The sequence below is a fragment of the Rhodobacter maris genome, from assembly GCF_900217815.1.
Classification (GTDB): domain Bacteria; phylum Pseudomonadota; class Alphaproteobacteria; order Rhodobacterales; family Rhodobacteraceae; genus Rhodobacter; species Rhodobacter maris.
Map to the genome: position 1 here is coordinate 16,037 of NZ_OBMT01000002.1, position 15,339 is coordinate 31,375.

Sequence of the window (15,339 nt, forward strand, 5' to 3'; positions counted from 1 at the left end):
GCGCTTTTCCCGTATGCGGCACCCAAATCTCGAACAGGCGGACCTCATGGACATTCGCAATATTGCGATCATCGCACACGTTGACCACGGCAAGACGACCCTTGTCGACAAATTGCTGAGCCAGTCGGGCTCTTTCCGGGAAAATCAGGCCGTTGCCGAACGGGCGATGGACAGCAACGACATCGAACGCGAACGCGGCATCACCATTCTGGCCAAATGCACCTCGGTCGAATGGAAAGGCACGCGGATCAACATCGTCGACACCCCCGGCCACGCCGATTTTGGCGGCGAGGTGGAGCGGATCCTGTCGATGGTCGATGGCGTGTGCCTCCTTGTCGACGCCGCCGAAGGGCCGATGCCGCAAACGAAATTCGTGACCTCGAAGGCGCTCGCGCTCGGCCTCAAGCCAATCGTGGTTCTCAACAAGGTCGACAAGCCCGCCGCCGAGCCCGACCGCGCGCTCAACGAGGTGTTCGACCTTTTCGCCAACCTCGGCGCGAGCGACGAGCAGCTCGACTTCCCCCATGTCTATGCCTCCGGCATCGGCGGCTGGGCGGACCGGGAGCTGGACGGCCCGCGTCAGGATCTCTCCGCGCTTTTCGATCTGATCCTTGAACATGTGGAGCCGCCCAAGCAGGAATTCCGCGCCGACGAGCCGTTCCAGATGCTCGCCACCACGCTCTCGGCCGACCCGTTCATTGGCCGCATCCTCACCGGCCGTGTCGAGGCGGGCCGCCTCAAGGTGGGCGACAGCCTCAAGGCGCTCTCGCGCACCGGCGAGCGGATCGAGCAGTTCCGCTGCACCAAGATCCTCGCCTTCCGCGGTCTGACGCAACAGCCGATCGACGTGGCCGAGGCGGGCGATATCGTCACCATCGCCGGCATGACCAAGGCGACCGTGGCCGATACGCTTTGCGCGCTCGAGATCGACACGCCGATCCCGGCGCAGCCGATTGACCCGCCGACGATCTCGGTCACTTTCGGCATCAACGACAGCCCGCTTGCAGGGCGGGACGGCACCAAGGTGCAAAGCCGCGTGATCCGTGAGCGGCTGATGAAAGAGGCCGAGGTGAACGTCGCGATCCGGGTGGAAGATACGCCCGGCGGCGAAGCCTTTGTCGTGTCCGGCCGCGGCGAACTTCAGATGGGCGTGCTGATCGAAAACATGCGCCGCGAAGGGTTTGAACTGTCCATTTCGCGCCCGCGCGTGATCTTCCGCGAGGAGAATGGCGAGCGGCTCGAACCGATCGAGGAAGTGATCGTCGATGTCGACGACGAATATTCCGGCGCGGTGATCGAAAAGCTGACCGGGCCGCGCAAGGGCGACCTTGTGGAAATGCGCCCGGCGGGCCACGGCAAGACCCGGATCGTGGCCCATGTGCCGTCGCGCGGCCTGATCGGCTATCAGGGCGAGTTCATGACAGACACCCGCGGCAACGGTGTTCTCAACCGCATCTTCCACGGCTGGACGCCCTACAAGGGCCCGATTCAGGGCCGCCGCCAGGGCGTGCTGATCTCGATGGAGAACGGCGTTTCGGTCGCCTATGCGCTGTGGAACCTCGAAGAGCGCGGCAAGCTCTTCATCGGCGCGCAGGAGCAGATCTACGAGGGCATGATCATCGGCGAGCATTCGCGCGACAACGACCTTGAGGTGAACCCGCTCAAGGGCAAGAAGCTGACCAACGTCCGCGCCTCGGGCACCGATGAAGCGGTGCGGCTCACCCCGCCGGTGCGGATGAGCCTTGAAGAGGCGATCGCCTATATCGACGATGATGAACTCGTTGAAGTGACGCCGAAGATCGTGCGGCTGCGCAAGCGGCTTTTGGACCCGCATGAGCGCAAACGCGCCGCGCGTTCGGAAGGCTGATACGGAAGAAGGGGGGCGCTGCCCCCCTCTTTTGTGCGTGCCGCACAAAATTCACCCCCCGGGATATTTGGAGCAAGATGAAAACAGCGCTTCATCTTGCCGCAAATATCCCGGGGGTGCGGGGGCAGCGCCCCCGCGACTGCTACCGGAAGAGCACGAGTGCGCCGGGCGACCAGGCCACCCGCGTGCGGGTGCCGACATCGAGCACCGGGCGCCCGAAGACATTGCGCATCGAGATCCGCACCGGGGTTTCCACCCCGTCGAGCTTGACGTCGTAATAGGTCATGTCGCCGTAATAGACGACTTCGTCGATCACGCCGGGCGCCTCGCGCTCGCTCGCCACCTGCCCCTCGTAAAGGATCGTCAGCGTCTCGGGGCGGAAGCCCACCGCGGGCGCCTCGCCCGTGGGCTTAGCCTGCGCCTGATCATCGGTCACATCGACCGCGCCGAGGCCCGCGACCTCAAGCTGCACATGGCCTCCCCCCTCGCCCAGCACGTTCGCGGGCAGGAAGTTCATCACGCCGATGAAATCGGCAACGCGGCGGGAGGCCGGGCGGCGGTAGAGCGTTTCGGGATCGGCAAGCTGGGCGATCTCGCCCTCGAACATCACCGCGATTCGGTCGGACATCACCAGCGCCTCTTCCTGATCATGGGTGACCAGAACGAAGGTGATCCCCACCTCGCGCTGCAGCTTGATCAGCTCGACCTGCATCTGCTCGCGGATCTTCTTGTCGAGCGCGGAGAGCGGTTCGTCGAGGAGCAGCACCTTGGGCTTGAGGATCAGCGCGCGGGCCAGCGCCACGCGCTGTCGCTGCCCGCCCGAGAGCGCATGCGCCGCGCGCGCGCCATAGCCTTTCAGCCCGACCATCTCGAGCGCTTCCTCGACCGCGCGCGCCTTCTCGGCGGCCGGACGCGGATCGCGGCGCAGCCCGAAGCCGACATTCTCCGCCACCGTCAGATGCGGGAAGATCGCATAGCTCTGAAACACCATATTGGTGGGGCGCTTGTTGGGGGCCACATCCGACATGTCACGCCCGTCGATCAGCACCGCCCCCGAAGAAATATCCTCGAACCCGGCGATGGTGCGCAACAGCGTGGTCTTGCCGCAGCCCGACGGCCCCAGCAGCGAGAAGAACTCGCCCTCGCGGATCGTGGCCGTGATGCCGCGCAGGGCGTGATAATCGCCATAATATTTTTGCACCGAGGCGAATTCGATCATCTTCTTGCGGCTTTCGAGCGGCACCCGCGCGGTGACGACATTGGGTTCGGTCACAGGAAACCTCCGGTATCTTTGGCGCCGGTCTTCGCGATCCCGCGGCGGCGGACATATTCGGCCGTGGTCAGAAGCACGATGGAGGCGAGCACGAGGGCCGTGCCGAGCGCCATGATCATCGGGATCTGTTTCGGGAAGCGGAGCTGCGAATAAATATAGGTCGGCAGCGTGGTCTGCTCGCCCGCGAGGAAGAAGGCGATGATGAACTCGTCCAGCGAGATGGTGAAGGCCATCAGCGCCGAGGAGATGATGCCGGGCATCACGAGCGGCAGGGTGATCAGCCGGAAGGTCGAGAGCCGGGTCTCGCCCAGATCATAGGCCGCCTCTTCGAGCGAGCGATCGAGCGAGGAAAAGGCCGCATTGAGCACCGCGATCGCATAGGGCGTGGCAATCAGCACATGGCCAAGGATCACAGTGAAGATCGAGAGGCTCACCCCCATCCCCAGAAGCACGACCAGAAGCGAGACCGCAACGATGATTTCGGGAAGCACGAGCGGCAGCATGATCAGCCCGATCACCCCCGCCTTGCCGGGGTAGCTGTAGCGTGTGCTTGAACGGGCGGCAAAGACGCCAAAGGTGGTAGCCAGGATCGCCGTCGAGCAGGCGATGATGAGCGAATTGGTGAGTGCGCCGCCGAGCGTGTCGTTGGAGAGCATCTGGCGGAACCACTCAAGCGTGAAGCCCTTGAGCGGAAAGGCAATCACCGTGCCGTCATTGAAGGCAAAAACCGGCAAAAGCAGGATCGGCGCGTAGAGGAAGACGAGATAGAAGAGCGCGTAGAGCCGCAGGCCCGAGACTTTCATTTCGGCCCCCTCAGGAAGCGGCGGTTGAGGAACAAAAACAGAAGCGAGATCGCCGCCACGACGACCATAGCCGAGACAGCGACCGCGGAGCCGAGCGGCTTGTTGTCGATCTTCAGCATATCCATCTGGATCATGTTGGCGACCATGGGCAGCTTGCCGCCGCCGATGATCACCGGCGTCACGTAATCGCCGATGGTCGGGATGAAGACGATCATCACCGCGCCGATCACGCCGGGCATGGCCAAGGGCAGCGTGACACGCCAGAAGGTCATCAGCCGGCTTTCGCCCAGATCCTGTCCGGCCTCGAGGAGCGAGCGGTCGATCTTTTCGAGGCTGACGAAAATCGGCAGGATCGCAAAGGGCGCATAGGCATGGGCGAGGGTGATGGCGATCGCGCCGATGGTGTTGAGCATCTGCAGCGGCTGATCGACGATTCCAAGGCCCGTGAGCACGGAATTGATCACCCCGTTGTAGCCAAGGATCACTTTCCACTGGAACACGCGGATCAGATAGGAGGTCCAGAACGGGATGGTGATCAGGAACAACCAGCGCGATTTCGTGGCCGCGGGCACGTTGAAAGAGATGAAATAGGCGATCGGAAAGGCCATCAGCACCGTCACCGCCGTCACCAGCGCCGAAACGAGCACCGAACGGAACAGGATCGCGCGGAAGATCGGGTCACTCCAGGCCTCGGCATAGTTGGAGAGAGTGAACTCGTGTATCACCTCCAGATAGCCGTCCTTGAAGAAGGAATAGGCGAGGATGGTGACGAGCGGTGCGGCGAGCATCAGCACCGCATAGATCAGCGTCGGGCTGACCATCAAATAGCCATTCGCCGTTTCAGAACGGGCGAGCCGCCGCCAGGGCGATGCCGACATCTTGTTCCCCTCTCCCCGATGGCCTCTCAATCGGGCCGTTCAGCGCTCAAACTTGCACAAGGTTTCGGCAGAGAAAAGGGGGCCTCCCGCGGATATGATGCGCTCCGGGCGGGAGGCCGCGCCCTTTGCCCAAGTTTTTGGCACTCGGGCGGGAGCATTGCAACCAGGGCGGGTGGCGCGGCGGCGGCAGAACTCAGACCGGCAGATCCCGGGGCGGCGTGTCGAGCAGGTCGCGCAACTTGGCCACGGCGCGCAGGAGCCGGTCTTCGGGCACACCGCCCGCCAGCGCGATCCGCACCGCATTGGGTGCGTGCCCGTCGGCCAGCACATATTCATCCGAGGAACGCACCAGCACCCCCTCGGCTTCGGCCACCCGGGCAAAGGTCGAGGCGCGCCAGCCCACCGGCAGCTTCAGCCAGACGAAGCTGAGCCCCGGCTGCCAGAGCATGTCATGGCTGCCCATCGCCTGCACCACCATCTGCAGCCGCCGCGCCATCTCGTCTTGCGCATCATGGCGCAGCCGCATGGCCTCGCCGGAGGTGAAGAGCCGGGTGATGATGTCGGTGACCGGTCGCGGCAGGCCGAAATAGCTGTGCTGCGCGGTGAGCCTGCCCGCCTCACCCATCCCCTCGGGCGCAACAACGATGCCAAAGCGCATCCCCGCCGAGATAGTTTTCGAAAGCGAGGTGACATGCCAGCTTCGTTCAGGGGCTATTGCGCGCAGCGAGGAAAGGCCCGAGACCGGGGCGGTGTAACAATCATCCTCGATGATCTGCAGGTCATGGCGGCGCGCCACTTCCGCAATGGCAAACCGGCGTTCGTTCGACATCCGCGCTGTCGTCGGGTTCTGCGCATCCGGCGTGACGCAGACCACCTGCCCGCCGTAGCGGCGACAGGCCGCGTCAAGCGCGGCAGGGATCATTCCCTCCTCGTCGAGCTTCACCGGCACCACCTCGGCCCGCATCAGCCGTGCGGCATGGCGGAAGCCCGGATAGGCAAGCTCCTCGCACAGCACCACCGGCCGGTCGCCGCGCAGGCAGCATTGCAGCACGATCGAGATGCCGTTCTGACCACCGAGCGTCAGCACCAGATCGTCGGCGTCGATCATGTCCTTGAGCGAGCAGCAAGAGAACCAGTCGAGCGCGGCTTCGCGGCAATAGCGGTCGCGCCGCAGCCCCGGATATTCAAGATAATGCTCGCCCAGCGAGGAGGCCGCTTCCGCCATCGCATGGGCCAGGGCCTTGCTCTGGCCGACATCGGGCAACTGCGGCGAGCGCAGGTCGATCAGCCCATCCGCCGCCGGGTCGGAGAGAGGATGTTGGTAGAGTGATTCGGTCGGACCCAGCCGGCGCGATTGTGCCGACACAAAGGTGCCGCGCCCCACCGCCGCTTCCAAAAGCCCCTCCTGCGTGGCAAGTTGATAGGCGCGGGCCACGGTGCCGGGAGTAACCCCAAGTTTCCAGGCCAGATCTCGCACCGTCGGCAAGCGTGAGCCGGGCGCAAGATCGCCGCGCCGCACCCCGTCACGCAGCGCCCGCACCAGGGCCAGATATTTTGGACCCGATTGTATCGGCAGATCCGGTTGCCAACTTGTATCTGTCACAATGTTTCTCTCGCCCGGATTGTGCCACTCTTGTAGGGTGACATTACCAGAGAACACTGGATTGTATCAATACACAAACATCACTGAACACGCTCTCTCTTCTGTCTGAAAGGTGTCCCATGTCGGGTCTGTCTTCCGCCGCCAACCTGTCCTATCCGAGCCTCACGCTGTCGCACCGCCCTGCCGCGCTGCGCCCGGCCGCCGCGGTCGGGCGGCTGGTTCTCGACTGGCTGACCCTGCGCACCACCACGCGCGCCATGGCGCGGCTCGACAACCGCCTGCGCGCCGATATCGGGCTGACGTCAAAAATTGAACCGGCGCCGCTGCCCCAGTTCTTTCCGGCTTTCTAAGGCCGCAAGTTTCCCGAGCGCCGCAGTCCCCTGTCGGCTCTCTTCCTGAGGCCGGATGCGTGCATCCGGCCTTTTTTCGTATTTCCGAAATTCCAGAAAACAAGTATCAGCCGGCAATCGCTTCGATCGCGATCGAGCGCTTGCGCAGTTCGGCGTAAAGCGCGGGCACGACATTGACCTCGCGATGCGCCCGCGAGAGCGCCTCGCTCAGCGCCCCTTCGCTCGCCTCGCCGCGCACCCGCCAGACCCGGCGGTGCAATGCACCATCGTCATAGACGATTTCGGTAACCCCGCCGCGGCGACGCAAAGTAATGAAGTCGAACCCGCTCTCAGAACGGAGAAGACCGGAATATGCCATCTTGACTGCTCGATTTTTTCGTTTTGTTCTCGATGCTTCGGATCTGCGCCTGAAAGCCGCTCCGGTCAAGACACGCACGCGTGAGAGATGCGCGCACTGCGCCGGTGTGCTCAGGCGGCCATCAGAACGCGCACCTCATGCGCTTTGAGCGCGCGTCGCGCCGCAAGAAAGGCGCCCGGACCGGCCTGCCCGGCGAGTTCGGGAAAGAGTGTCAGAAATTCGGTGCGCTGCGCCGGATCGAGCCCGCGCAGCGAACGCTCTCCCGGCTGGAAGCTCTCGGTCCAGGCCCCCTCGGCGCGGATGATCTCATGCGCGTCACACATCAGGTGCAGATAGCTGACCCCGCGTGCCGCCACCCGCGTGATTCCGGGCAGGCCGACCATATGCAGCGCCGCGGCCAATACTTCTGCCTCGCCGAAGAGCAGTTCAGCTCGGATCCCCGACACCAACATCCGGTGCTGCGGGCTGACGAGAATGTCGTTTTCGGGGAACCCCTCGCCCAGCGCCCCCCGCGCGATCCGCACCGGCTGCAATTGCGGATGGGCAGCGAGTTCGGCCGCCGAAAGGTCGCGCCGGCCGATCCAGCGGATCTTCTGATAGCCGTTGTCACGGGTGAGCAGCTTGTCGCCCGGGCGCAGGTCTTCCACCTCGACCCGTCCGCGCTTGGTCTCGATCTGGGTGCCGGGCGTGAAGCAGGGCACGTCATAGGCCGTCGTCTCGATATTCGCATAGCGCGTCGTGGTGCCATCCTGCCACAGGATGTAGCCCGATTCGGTGCCCGCCCCGTCTGAGATGATGCGCCCCTCGCCACGGATCACGATCAGCGTATCGACATCGGACCCGTCGGCATCTTCCGAGCCATTGATCTCGGTGGTGGAACCGGCATGGGCAACAATCGTGTCCGAGCCCGCGCCGCCGACATAGACATTGTCCCCCGTGCCGCCGTCGAGATAATCGTCACCATCCCCCCCCAGAAGTGTATCGTCGCCCTCCCCGCCCAGCAGCGTATCGGCACCGGCGCCGCCTTCGAGCGTGTCATTGCCCGCGCCGCCTTCGAGGCTGTCGTCGCCCGCATCGCCGGTCACGAGGTCGTCGCCAGTGCCCCCCAGCACGGTGTCATCGCCCGTACCGCCATAAAGGCTGTCGTCGCCGCCAGCGCCATAAAGGTAATCGTCGCCGCCGTTGCCATAAAAGACGTTGGTATAAGCATCCGTGGAAGAACTGGAGGAATCGTCGAAACCGATCAGTGTATCGCCATAGGCCGAGCCATAGACCCCGTCGATGCCGGAATAGGTGTCGCCCTGCGCATCGCCCCCCGCGCCCGTTCCGTTGGCGAGGTTGACGCTGACGCCCGCACCGGAATCGCTGTAATCGGCGTAATCCATGCCGCTGCCGCCGTCGAGGGTGTCGCTGCCGGCGCCCCCATGGAGCGTATCGCCCCCCGTTCCGCCCGAGAGGCTGTCAGCGCCGTCGCCGCCATCGAGGGAATCGTTTCCGGCATCGCCGGTAAGCCGGTCATTGCCCGCATCCCCTGCCAGCGTATCATTGCCGTCTCCGCCGAGCACCGTGTCATTGCCGTTGCCCGCAGAAACGGAATCATCTCCCGTGCCCGCATCAACATAGTCGTTGCCGCTCCCGGCGGTGACCGTATCGTTCCCGGCATAGGCATAGATCGTATCGCTGTTGCGCGACCCGCTGATCTGGTTATTTCCCGAGGTGCCGGTGTAGGTTCCCATGAAGTCTCATTCCTTCCCGCCCCGCAGCCAAGCGGAGGCGACAAGGTTAAAATGGCTCTAAGGAATGGCGGTTTATTGCCGGGGTCGTGGCGGAAGCCGTACCGAAATGTGTCGATTTTCAGGCCCGCCTCAACCCTTGCGAGAGAAACGGCGGCGCCTGCGGGGCGCACTTTTATGCCGAAGGTTTAGGCAGCGGTATTTATCCCGGCGCAAGGGCGCACGCTGTCAAACCCTGCACGCAGCGCGGTTTCGTCCAGTATCGTGCCAAGGGCGGCACGGCCGGGCGCATCGAGCGCGGCAAGGCTGGCCGGGGTGGGTTGAAAGCTCTCGGACCAGCAGCCGTCGGACAGGACGAGCTCGTGACGGTCAAACAGAAGCTGCCAGTATTCGACATGGGAGACCGCCGCACGCGTAATGCCGGGCTGGCCGAGCAGGTCGCGCGCCATCGTCAGCCGCTCGCCCGCCTCGCCCGCTTCGGACCCGCGGGTGAGAACGCGATGGTTGGGAGAGACAACCATATCGCGTTCCGGCACCCCCGGCCCGAGCGCCCCGGCGGCAATCCGCACCGGGCGCAAAAGCGGGTTGAGGCCGAGCGCCCGCCAGCCAAAGCTGCGCCGGCCGATCCAGCGCAACTCCTGCATGCCATCGTCACGGGTGATCACGCGCATGCCGGGGGTCAGAGCCCCGACTTGCACCAACCCGGTGCCGGTGGCGAGCCGCGTTTCCGAGGTAAAACACGGAATCGCTTCGAGCAGTTCCGCGATCGGGGTGGAAAACAAGCTGTTCCCCGCGCCATCGCGGCCTTCGACATGGCCTGATTCCGTGTCGAACCCATCGAAATGCAGGCGCGTCTCGATCACATCCGACACGGCAGAGGAACCGTCCCGCCGCTCATCAGCAGCGCCAAGCGCGGAAAAGAACTCCTGGCTCCCAACCATGTCGCACATCCTGCCTCCGGTCTCCCGGAGCGCCTGCGCGCTCCCGAATGCCAGGATAATGCGAAACAAACATTGCACAAAGGTAAACTGCCAAGATTGTGCCGCAATCGGCTGCAACGCTCCGTTTCTCGCCCCGAAACGGCCATAAAGGCGCGCCTTCGCTGACCGGGTGCCACAGCGTCTGAGGCGCAGCAATGCGCCCGGACCCTCGCGGCTCCGGGCGCTGGTCAGCCCCCACTGACCGTGGTCAACCGTTCAACCTTGCAGCAAAAGCGCGGCCTCGTGTTTCTTGAGCGTCTTGCGCGCGGCGCCATAGGCGTCGATGCCCGTTCTGGTCTTCAGCTCGGGGAAGAGCTCGAAGATCTCGGCGCGTTGCGCATTGCCCATCCCGCCGAGCGTCTGGTCGCCCGGCTGGAAGCTCTCGGTCCAGGCCCCGTTCGCCAGAACCACTTCGTGACGGTCAAACAGGAAGTGGATGTAGCTCGTGCCGAGCGTTTCCACCGGCTTCACGCCGCGGTTGTCGACCAGATGCTTCGCCGCCACCAGCACTTCATGTTCTTCGAAGTAAAGCGCGGTGCGTTCGTTCGCCACCAGCATCCGGTGGTTCGGCGAGACCAGCATGTCCCGTTCGGGCAGGCCGTTGCCGAGGCTGCCCGCCTTGATCAGAACCGGGCGCAGATGCGGCGCGGCGATCAGCTCGTCGCGGCTCATGTCGCGCCGACCGACCCAGCGGATCTCCTGAATGCCGTTGTCACGGGTCAGGATCTTGTCGCCTTCGCGCAGCTCTTCCACCCGGCGCTCGCCGCGCGGCGTCGCCACCAGCGTGCCCGGCGTGAAGCAGGGGATCACATTCTCGATGTTCTGGAACGTGAGTGAGCCGGTGACATTGCCGTTTGTGTCGAGGAACCGGACCGTGCCGTTTTCCGGGTTCGTCGGGTCGTAATCGATCACCAGCGGCCCGGCGCCGGTGAGGTTGAGCGTGTCGTAATCGTCGCCGCCTTCGCCGCCGTCAATGGAGTCGTGGTTGCCGTCATCCTGGCTCGCGACGATGAACGTGTCGCGATCGTCGCCGCCGATCAGCGTGTCGACACCACTTCCGCCGGTGAGCGTATCGTTGCCCTCCCCGCCGACCAGACTGTCCTGACCTTGCCCACCGGTGAGCACGTCATCGCCCTCGTCGCCGGAGAGCCGGTCATCGCCTTCGCCGCCCAGAAGCGTGTCGTTGCCAGCCCCCCCTTTGAGCGTGTCGGAAGCGGAACCGCCATCAAGCAGGTCGTTGCCGTCCCCGCCCAGAAGCGTGTCATTGCCCTCGCCACCGATCAGCGTGTCATCGCCCGTGCCGCCATCCAGGCTGTCAGAGGAATTGCCACCGTCCAAGCTGTCGTTGCCGTCCCCGCCTGAGAGCGTATCTTGCCCTTCGCCGCCGATCAGCGTGTCATTGCCAGCCTCGCCAAGCAGGCTGTCATCGCTGTTGCCGCCTTCGACATAATCATCGCCCGCGCCGGCCCAGACGGTATCATCGCCCTCGCCCGCATAAACGGTGTCATTGCCCGCCCCGGCCAGAACGCGGTCATCATTGGGCGCGTCGCCCGCGATGAGCGCATCCGTGTGGTCGATCATGTCGCCTTCGGGGTCGCCGGTATAATCATAGTCGATCAGATCGGCGCCATCGGTGCCTTCGACATAGCCATCGCCCTCATCGAGGATGACGGTCTCGATATTGGTGAAATCGAGCGTGCCGAGCACATTGCCGCTGTCATCAAGGAAGCTGACGGTGCCGTTTTCCGGGTTCGACGGATCATAGGCGATCGAGACCGGGCCTGCGCCGGTGAGATCGAGCGTGTCGTAATCATCGCCTCCTTCTTCACCGTCGATCACATCGCCGATGCCCGCGGAGGCCGAGCCAACAAGGAAGGTGTCGCGGTCATCGCCGCCCGAAAGGCTGTCGGCGCCGTCGCCGCCGATGATCGTGTCATTGCCGGTGCCACCGAAGATCGTGTCTTCGTCGATGCCGCCGTCGAGGTAATCATTGCCTGCATCGCCGTAGATCTCGTCGTCGTCGTCCTCGCCGTAGATCACGTCATTGCCGGCGCCGCCATGGAGCGTGTCCATGCCGTTATCCTGCACGAGGTCGGTCGCGTCAGGGACGTTGATCAGATCCGGCACGGTCGGGCCGAGGCCGCCGTAGATCGTGTCATTGCCGTCCCCGCCATCGACCGAGTCATCGCCCTCGCCGGCGGTGATCAGGTCATCGCCCGCCCCGCCCAGAACGGTGTCTTCGTCGACGCCCGCATCAACGACGTCATTGCCCGCGCCCGCGTCGATGTAATCGCGGTCGTCGCCGGTCAGGATCGTATCATTGCCCGCGCCGCCAGAAACGGTGTCCATGTCGTCGGTCGGGTCAGTATCGGCGCTGTAAAGCCCCGGATAGCCGAGATCGGGCGCCGCGGCGGAGTTGCGGGTGTTGATGTAGTCATCGCCATCGCCGCCATCGACGGAATCGCTGCCCGCGCCAGTGGTGATCTGGTCATTGCCCGCGCCACCTTCGACGGTATCGTCGCCCGCAACACCCGAGATCGTGTCATTGCCGTCGCCACCGAGAATGCTGTCGTCGCCGGTGCCGCCGATCAGGCTGTCATCACCCGCGCCGCCGTCAAGTGTGTCATCGCCCTCGCCGCCGCGCAGCGTATCGTTGCCGCCCTCACCCAAGAGGCTGTCGTCGCCGACCCCGCCTTCGACCGAGTCATTGCCCGTGCCCGCCCAGACGGTATCGTCACCCTCGCCCGCGAGCACGGTGTCATTGCCCGCCCCCGCTTCGACCCGGTCATCATCCGGCCCGTCGCCCGCGATGATCGCATCGCCCGCGTCGATCATGTCGCCGTCCGGGTCGCCGGTATAGGTGGTGTCGATCAGATCGGCGCCATCCGTGCCCTCGACGATGCCGTCGCGCATGTCGTCGCCGGTGATCTCCTCGATCTCGGTGAAGCTCAGCGTGCCGGTGACATTGCCATCCGCATCAAGGAATTCGACCGTGCCGTCGAGGCCGTTGCCGTTGCTGTCGGTCGTGGTGTTGACGACCCGGTAGGCACCCTCGCCGGTAAGGTCGAGCACGTCCCAGTCGTCGCCGCCCGCGCCGCCATCGACCACATCGCCCGCCGCGCCATGGATCGTGTCGCGGTCGTCGCCCGCGTCGATCGTGTCGGCCCCTTCACCGCCGGTGATCTCGTCGGCCCCGCCGCCGCCATGGATCTCGTCATCGCCCGCGCCGCCGAGGATCGTATCATCGCCCGCGACCACATCGCCCGTTCCATCCGAGCTGTAATCGTAATGCGCATTGTCGAAAGTGCAGCCGGAGGTGCCCAGATCGACGGTCACCACGACATCGTTGTAATCATGATCGCCGAGGTTCGTCAGATCCTCGAAGCCGATCGTCACCGAACCATCGGTTTTTTCGCTGATGCCGGTGGTATGCACGAGGCCGTCGGCATTGAGGCCGACATTCGTGCCATAGGCGGAGCTGTAATAGGTGGTGCCGGCGGGCGTGACGATGCCGATGCCGACCGTGCTACCGGTGGCAACATCGACGGTATAGGTCGTGCCCTCGGCGCTCGCCGCATTGGCGGTGAGCGTGTCGACCACAACGATATCGCCGGTGGCGGGGTCGATCGTATAGACGAAGACCGCGTTCACATAGCTTGCCGAGCCATCGCCGATGGTGACCGAGATTGTCGAAGTGGCGCCGGTGGTGCCGTCGCCATAGATCGTGTCGTCGCCGGTGCCGCCGTCGATGTAATCATCATCGGCGCCGCCCTCGATGTAATCTTCCCCTGCGCCACCAAGGATGCTGTCGTCATCGGCGCCGCCGTAAAGGCTGTCATCCGAGCCAAGGCCCGCGAGCGTGTCGTTGCCGCCCTCGCCATAGAAAACATTGGTATAGCTGTCGGAGGCAGACGTGCCTTGATGGTCGAATCCGACAAGGCTGTCGGCATAATCCGAGCCGATGATGCCGTCGATGCCCGAGGCGATGGAATCGCCCGTCGCATCGCCGCCCGAGAGTTGACCGGTGGAGAGGTTGACGCTCACCCCCTCGTCCGAGTCCGAATAATCGATGATGTCGAGCCCGGTGCCGCCGGTGAACGTGTCATTGCCCGCGCCACCAACAAAAGTGTCGTCGCCCGCCCCGCCGTAAAGCACGTCATTGCCTGCCCCACCATCGAGCAGATCGTTGCCGTCCTCGCCATAGACAGTGTCATTGCCTGCCCCGGCCAGAACCGTGTCATCGCCCGCGCCGGCCTTGACCAGATCGGCATTGGTGCCGGTGGCATTGTCGTTGTGGTCGATCATGTCCTTTTCAGGATCGCCGGTGTAATCATAGTCGATCAGATCGTCGCCGGTGGTGCCTTCGACCACGTAATCGCGCGTATTGGCCGCGACCGTGACCGTGACCGTGGCAGTGTCGTACCCGCCATGACCGTCGGTCACCTTGTAACAGATCGTTGCCGTTCCGGAGAACCCGCTGTTGGGCGTGAAGGTGAGCGTGCCGTCGCAGTTGACGGTGACGGAGCCCTGCGACGAGGTCGGCGTGCCGGAGATCGACAGCGTGTCGTGGTTCGCGTCACTGTCATTGGCCAGCACATTGATCGTGACGGCAGTGTTATAGGCCGTGCTGGCCGTGTCGTCGCGTGCGACCGGGCTCGAATTTGTATTGCACGTCAAAGTCATGACAGCCTCTCCTAATAACCGCCTGCAGGCCGGAGACCTGCGAATTTCCCGTGCCCGGCCCGCGAGCCGGGATCGTGAGGGAGAGTCAGCGACCCGCCCCGGACACGTTGCGCGTACCGGCATGATCGACGCAGAGGATGCACGAACCCTTCCGCCCGAAGGCGGTTCTTGCGATCAAAGGTTCGATGTCGGAACGGGATGGCAGATCACCCCGTCATCGGCAGCACCCGAATTTCTGCGCATCTCCGAAAGATGCCGTTCCCACGCGACCGCCCCCACGGCCAGAAGCCCCCCAGTCGGGCTTGACCGGTGATACCAAGCGTCGCAACGCGCTGTAACGCGAAATCTGCCCCAATCTTGCCGCCTTTTCGCCTCGCTCGGGCGAAGGCATGCCGCAAACGCGCCGCAAACGCGCCGCGACCAAGGCGGAACTGTTTCCGAACAGGCGCCCAGCCGGGCCATCCACTCGATTAAAATAATTTTACTTACAGATATTTACCCGAAGTATGGCGTGCAACGCGGCTTTGGCGCCGTGGTCCTTCGGCGCCGATCGTCTCCCGATGCGCAACATGCTTCACACCCGACGGTTTCCGATCCGGCATCAATCTTCGGCTCCAAAACGAACAATCCGGTCAAAGCGATTGTTCCGCGATTGTCTCCAAAGCGATCGAAAGGGCGCTTTTGTCCGGGCCTCCAGCGACCGCACCGAGAATCACCCTTTGTTCATCACGATGCCGAAGCTCCCGGCACCGCGTCTTCCCCGATCTGCCGCGGATGAGACGGCATATCCTTCAGCGCGCAAACCGGAGCG

Annotated in this window: 10 protein-coding genes; 2 read left to right on the top strand and 8 right to left on the bottom strand. The window is 64.1% G+C overall.

Going from position 1 to position 15,339, the window contains the following annotated elements:
• The first annotated feature begins 46 nt into the window (after positions 1–46).
• Complete coding sequence (gene typA, locus CRO22_RS04380; RefSeq protein WP_097068916.1) at positions 47–1,867, top strand: translational GTPase TypA; 1,821 nt, start codon at positions 47–49, stop codon at positions 1,865–1,867.
• A gap of 142 nt (positions 1,868–2,009) precedes the next feature.
• On the opposite strand, the gene CRO22_RS04385 is transcribed toward typA, so the two are convergent.
• The 4 genes from CRO22_RS04385 to CRO22_RS04400 all read right to left on the bottom strand — a co-directional run bounded on the left by CRO22_RS04385 (position 2,010) and on the right by CRO22_RS04400 (position 6,424).
• Entirely contained in the window at positions 2,010–3,086 is a 1,077-nt protein-coding gene (locus tag CRO22_RS04385; protein ID WP_176518556.1) for an ABC transporter ATP-binding protein, read from the bottom strand.
• A gap of 50 nt (positions 3,087–3,136) precedes the next feature.
• Positions 3,137–3,943, bottom strand: coding sequence for an ABC transporter permease (locus tag CRO22_RS04390; protein WP_097068917.1), 807 nt, complete (start codon positions 3,941–3,943; stop codon positions 3,137–3,139).
• The gene (locus CRO22_RS04395; protein WP_097068918.1) at positions 3,940–4,821 is read right to left on the bottom strand and encodes an ABC transporter permease; all 882 of its coding nucleotides are present in this window, start codon (positions 4,819–4,821) and stop codon (positions 3,940–3,942) included. Before CRO22_RS04395 ends, CRO22_RS04390 begins: the two co-directional genes overlap by 4 nt.
• A 193-nt stretch (positions 4,822–5,014) precedes the next feature.
• A complete protein-coding gene (locus CRO22_RS04400; protein WP_097068919.1) occupies positions 5,015–6,424 on the bottom strand; it encodes an aminotransferase-like domain-containing protein in 1,410 nt (469 codons plus the stop codon).
• A gap of 119 nt (positions 6,425–6,543) precedes the next feature.
• On the opposite strand from CRO22_RS04400, the gene CRO22_RS04405 reads away from it, so the two are divergent.
• A complete protein-coding gene (locus tag CRO22_RS04405) occupies positions 6,544–6,774 on the top strand; it encodes a DUF1127 domain-containing protein (protein ID WP_097068920.1) in 231 nt (76 codons plus the stop codon).
• Between the two features lie 106 nt (positions 6,775–6,880).
• Here the strand turns inward: CRO22_RS04405 and CRO22_RS04410 are convergent, their stop codons facing one another.
• From CRO22_RS04410 to CRO22_RS04430, 4 genes are all read right to left on the bottom strand, one after another.
• Positions 6,881–7,132, bottom strand: a complete 252-nt coding sequence (locus CRO22_RS04410; protein WP_097068921.1) for a hypothetical protein — start codon at positions 7,130–7,132, stop codon at positions 6,881–6,883.
• 110 nt (positions 7,133–7,242) lie between these two features.
• The gene (locus CRO22_RS04415) at positions 7,243–8,868 is read right to left on the bottom strand and encodes a Hint domain-containing protein (RefSeq protein ID WP_141399412.1); all 1,626 of its coding nucleotides are present in this window, start codon (positions 8,866–8,868) and stop codon (positions 7,243–7,245) included.
• A 185-nt stretch (positions 8,869–9,053) separates the two neighbouring features.
• Positions 9,054–9,806, bottom strand: coding sequence for a Hint domain-containing protein (locus tag CRO22_RS04425; protein ID WP_217991870.1), 753 nt, complete (start codon positions 9,804–9,806; stop codon positions 9,054–9,056).
• A 255-nt stretch (positions 9,807–10,061) separates the two neighbouring features.
• Positions 10,062–14,528, bottom strand: coding sequence for a Hint domain-containing protein (locus tag CRO22_RS04430; RefSeq protein WP_176518544.1), 4,467 nt, complete (start codon positions 14,526–14,528; stop codon positions 10,062–10,064).
• Positions 14,529–15,339 lie beyond the last annotated feature (811 nt).